General features: G+C 35.5%; 1 protein-coding gene. It reads left to right on the top strand.

Translation table 11 applies throughout. From position 1 onward, the window contains the following. Positions 1 to 2,258, top strand: a 2,258-nt coding sequence (locus J2Y37_RS15790; protein WP_349033415.1) for a hypothetical protein, incomplete at both ends; no start/stop codon positions are given.

The following is a 2,258-nucleotide window of genomic DNA, read 5'->3' on the forward strand; positions in this document are numbered from 1 at the left end:
GGTGCCTTTGTACTGGATATTTCAGCGATCAAGGCCAATGCTGATTTCAGTTTTAGTTATAGCAGTACGGATGCGACAGGAAAGGTATTAGACAGTAGCACGGGAACGATCAAACGTTCTGTGAATATCGTTGATGTGTTCTCGGGTGGCAGTGTGACTGCCAATCCGAATAATACGACGAATTCAGTTGCCAATACCATGAGTAAGGTGGCGGTTGATATCTTCAATGATTATAAGTTGCCCATTACTTTAGTCGGACAGAAAGTTCAGAAAATTATAAGCCGTACTCAACAGGTGATTAAAGGGGCTGGTGATAAGCTTACCTTTCAATATGAAGAAGGAATGCTAGTCGACAGAATTCAGTTTGCGCTTCCATCTCAGTTGAGGAGTTTTGGTGAGGGAAACTTTGAAGTTGAATTAAGTATTGATGGTCAAGTTTATAAGAGTACTGTGAACCCAAGTACCAACTCTGTTACGTTCGCATTGGATAAGAATATAGATAAATTCTTAGGTGGTAAAAATTATAATATAAAAATTTATAAGAGAGTTTCGCCTACTGTAACAGAATTGGTGATGAACTCTATTAATAAGATTCCAGATAAACAGGCTCTTACGTATGTTACATATACGGATAGCCGTAATCGACCACCAATATTTTACTCTAATGCAGGGGATATTCTTGATTTTGGCATGCAAGTGGTTGAACATCAGGGGAGTCTAGTTTCATATAATCATTTAATGATAAATAGTGTTCCGAGTGGAACAAGTCGTGTTGAGGTGAAATATAAGCTTCAAGGTGCAAGTCAATGGAGTACATTAACCAGTAGTGCAGCTTTATATAAAAACTCATCAGGTTGGTATCAAGCTAATTTAAGTGCATTAAATACAAATACAATATATGATTATCAATATATAACCTATAATGCTAAGGGTGATGTGTTAGGTGGTGGGCAAGGTGTAATTAATACAGCTAACAATCAAGCAAGTGTTACTCAAAAAGTATTATCTGCGAATGATATGCCTAATATTTATAAAGACAAGAAGGAGATTGTTAATAGTAAGCAGGATTTGAATAATGTTATTTATAAGGATATTGGTGTTTTTAATGCTACATTCCTTAAAACAAAAGGTTATTTGAAAGATGATGATACTGCATATTTTGGTATAGAGTATACTTTTAATAATAGTATTTTACGAGAATATGGAAAAGATGAATTTGCAATTGTTGTTAAAAATAGAAATACTGGTGAGTTAATAAAGACAACTAATATGTTTTATTTGTCTGCAGGTGATATTACTAAAATAAATGTAGATATATACGCTGCAGAGTTTAAAAAGACAGTCTTTATAAATAATACTGCCAATTATCAAGTAACTTTGGTGTATAAGGATGGACAAAGTTTTATTCCAATTGCTAGTTGTGATAATGATGTAAGAAGAGAGAAGAATGGATCATATTATGATTATGATCTTATGTATAATTATTCTCATAATCAAGGAAGTGGAAGTCTCACCAAAGACTTGTTGTTTAGATTAACTAACCAACCTGTTAACACTACCCATATGTTTATATATTATAGAGAATTAGGTAGTAAGGCACCATATATATGTTTTCCCGCAACTCCTCTAAAAGATATCTATGGTAATCCAGTAGCAGGTTCATTTGATTTCAATTTTCAAGCGCCATTAGATATCACAAAGAAATATGAGATCCAGTATGTGACTTTGTCTGGGGAAACGATCGTCAATCGCCAACAAGGTATAATGGAGTTTAACGCTGCTGGTATGCAAGTAAGTGTTTCTCCGATGAATTATGGAGGAGATGGTTTTGTCTTATTCCATGGAGGAGATGGTTTTAGCTTATTCCATGGAATGACTGTTCTATCTTTTGTAGACCAATTTAAACCAATTGCAAGTAACTCGACTGTGGCACAGTTAAAACTCCGTAAGGTCGGAAGCGGTGTATGGGAAAATATCACCTTAACAGGGATTTCAGGCTGGTTTAACTGGGATTTCGGCAGTAGAAATGGTGAATATGAATTTAAACTGGATTCATATAATAAATCAGGTGATACCAGTCCAGCAGGGAGTATCATCGGCAAGTTACGTCTGGGAGCTGAACCTCAGGTATTAAGCTACATTCCTACATCGTTTGTTCAAAATCACATTACCTTCTCAGGACAGCCAACTGGCAGTAAAACACTTACTGTCAAATATGGCACAGTTGCGGGTCAGCTTAACCAAACTGCAGTATTAAA

The sequence above is a fragment of the Acinetobacter sp. 3657 genome (assembly GCF_031456775.1).
GTDB lineage: Bacteria > Pseudomonadota > Gammaproteobacteria > Pseudomonadales > Moraxellaceae > Acinetobacter.